Below are 3,079 nucleotides of genomic sequence, written 5' to 3'. Positions count from 1 at the left end.
TCTCTCTTCTCTGTCTGCAACGAGCGTCACCGTGAGCGTTCTGCGTCGTTGATGCATTGCTATCAACGGGAGTTCTTCAACGAGACGGAACGACATCAGTGGCACACAGCTTGGCGGTCCGGCCCGCGAACGGGCAGCGGACGTGGACCGTGATCGACGAGAAGTACCGGACCGTCGCGCCGGTCGAGGACTGGCTGGAGGCCCATCGGCAACTTTGGTCACCGAACACGGTCCGCGGATATGCGACCTCGCTGGCCCAGTGGTGGACGTTCCTCGAACAACGTAACGAGACCGGGAGGTGGGGCGACCTCGGGGTCCCGGCGGTCGCGGGGTTTCTGTCCTGGTTGCGCAACGGCCGCACCGTCGAGCACACCCTGGTCGAGCCCGAACAGGCCCCGGAGGACGGGACGTTGGAGGCGCGACTGGCCGCGCTCATCTCCTTCTACCGCTGGCAGGAGGCGGTCTTCTCGGTGCCGGTCGCGGGCCGGCTCATGCGCGGGACACCGCGCCGGGCCCCGGCCCGGGGCCTGCTCGCGCACCTGGAAGCCCGCACTGCTCCGGCGCCGTCCTCTCTGGTCAGGGTCCGGCGACAGCGGCATCGTGGGCGCCCGCCGCTGCTTCTGCCGAGCGAGATTCAGGGCATCCTGGACGGCTGCGCGATGCCGGACGCCACGGTCGGCGAGTGGGCGGGCAACCTGCGCGACCGGCTGCTGTTCGCCCTGCTCGCGGAGACCGGAATGCGTCTGGGCGAGGCCCTCGGCCTGCGGATCAGCGACTTCGTCATGGGTCGCGGCTCCACTCCCTATGCCGAGATCGTGCCGCGCGAAAGCAACACGAACGGGGCCAGGGTGAAGATGATGCGCCCCCGACGGGTCTGTGTCGGCTGCGACCTGGAGCGACTCTTCGCCGACTACCTCAGCCAACTCGCCTGCCGGGCTGCCGAGTTCGGTATCGAGATCGATGCCGGATCGCCGTTGCTGGTGAACCTGGAGAGGCCGCCGCTGCTGGCCGCCCTGCGCGAGGGCACGGTCCGGGACAAGGTGTCCTCCCTGCGCAAGAAGCGCATCGGCCCGGCCTCCTGGACGCCGCACTGGTTCCGGCACAGCCACGCGACCGCGCTGCTGCTGGCCGGGACGCCGGAGTGGGTGGTCTCCCGGCGACTCGGTCACGCACACGTGCAGACCACGCTCGACCTCTATGGCTGGGTCCGCGAGGACGAGGCCCTTCGGGCCGCGGCGAACTGGAAGTCGTACATCTCTGCCTGGCAGGTCGACGATGGTCGGTGAACAGCGTCATCTGCACGCGGCCGACGACGAGGATCCGTTCTGGCGGCTCTGGCGGGAGCTGCCCGAGCCCTGGAAGGGACCGGTGATCGGCGACGGCATCGACGACTGGGAGAAGATCACCGAGAACGGCGACCGGCGCATCGACCTGACCGGTCTGCCCGATCTGATCGCCGCCGAGCTGGCCTGGATGGCGCACTGGCAGGCGATGGACGGGACCCGCTCGTCGGTGCTGGGCACCAACCAGTTCGCGAACATCCTGCGCCGCGCGATCCGCGACGACCATCCCTTTCCGACGTCGATCCGAGCCATGGACTGGGAAACGGCGGCCGCCTTGCAGCGGTGGTTCTATGCCACCCGCTGGGGCCGGCTCATTCCCCGCGGCAGCGTCGCCCGGCTGCGGGTGATCTTCCGCTTCAGCCGCCTCGCCCTGCTCGCCCGCTGTTCGGACGGGCCCTGGTGGACTCTGGACGAGTGGCAGCCGCGATGCGACCCGCGCATCCCGCTGGCCGAGCACGAGCCCCAGGCTCACTACGGCTGTTCACCTTCGCAGATCACGCACCCATGGCTGCGGGAGGCGGTCAAGTGGTGGCTCGGCACCCAGATGGAAGCGGGCGTCCTGCGCTGGACGACTGTGAGTCAGGACAGGATGCAGGACATCTTGCGCTTCGACCGCTGGCTGAACACCTTCCCTGACCCCGTGGATGTCCTGGGAGATCCCGCTCACGCGGTCCAACTCGCCGCCGCCTTCCGGCGCTGGGCCTCCGATCCCGCCAATCGGATTCAGCGCGAAAGCGACCAGCGGTTCGCTCATAAGCCCGTCCACCCGCGCCAGGTCAACGACGACCTACGGGCCGTCGCCGAGCTGTTCGCGTTCGTCGCCGCCAACCCCTCCGAGGCCCGCCAGGTCCTCGGACCACACCCGTGGTCCCCGGTCACGGACGCGCATGCGGCCGGCTGGTTCCGCCAGGTCTCCCGCATCCCTCACCAGCGTGAACTCAACGACGAGCACTACGTCGACGACCACGCCCTCGCGCAGATCCCCGCCGCCCTGCCGCTGCTCGGGCTCGCCCGCGACGAGCAGATGCTTCTCACCCGCGGCGACGGACAGCAGGTCACCTCCCGCGGCTTTGACGACCCGCAGGCCATGCGCATGATTTTGCTGCAGGTCCTGTCCGGACGACGGGCCAGCGAGATCCGCACCTGCCTCTTCGACTGCCTCTCCCCGGTCCCCGACCGGGCCGTCGACGCCGCCGAGGACGAACAGATCGCCCGCTTCCACTACGCGCAGAGCAAGATCGATATCGCGCCGGACAACATCCTCGTCGACGCCGAAGTCGTCGCGGTCATCGAGGAACAACGGCAGTGGGTCCGTGACCGCTTTCCCGGCATCGTCCCGCGCCACCTGTTCCTGCAGCGGACCGGCAATCGCCAAGGCGACAAGCCCTACCCATCCGGGACCTACAACTGGATGCTCCGCGAGTTCAGCAAGATCGTGAAGATCACCGGCAGCAAGGGCAGGCCCGTCGGGCTGAGCCACACCCACCGCTTCCGTCACACCAAGATGACACGGCTCGCCGAACTCGGTCTGCCCGTCCATGTGTTGATGCGTTATGCCGGGCATGCAACCCCGTCGATGGCGATGCACTACGTCGCCGCCCGCCAGGAACACGCCGAGCAGGCATTCCTGGCCACCGCGAAACTGAGGGCGGACGGCACCCACGTCACCTTCTCCCATGACGACCACGACAGCCTCCACCTGTTCAACCGGGCCGACCGGTTCCTGCCTCACGGCT

The 3,079-nt window shown here is 68.5% G+C and carries 2 protein-coding genes; both read left to right on the top strand.

All coding sequences use genetic code 11. The features are described from left to right. Window positions 1-98 precede the first annotated feature (98 nt). Entirely contained in the window at window positions 99-1,286 is a 1,188-nt protein-coding gene (locus ACFXB5_RS53230) for a tyrosine-type recombinase/integrase (RefSeq protein ID WP_385223226.1), read from the top strand. Next, window positions 1,276-3,079 (top strand): tyrosine-type recombinase/integrase (locus tag ACFXB5_RS53225; protein WP_385223224.1); only part of this gene is annotated, 1,804 nt, incomplete at its 3' end. The genes ACFXB5_RS53230 and ACFXB5_RS53225, both read left to right, overlap by 11 nt.

Origin of the sequence: Streptomyces sp. NPDC059455 (genome assembly GCF_042750115.1) — a bacterium.
GTDB classification, from domain to species: domain Bacteria; phylum Actinomycetota; class Actinomycetes; order Streptomycetales; family Streptomycetaceae; genus Streptomyces; species Streptomyces endocoffeicus.
This window is presented reverse-complemented; position numbering and strand designations above follow the sequence as displayed.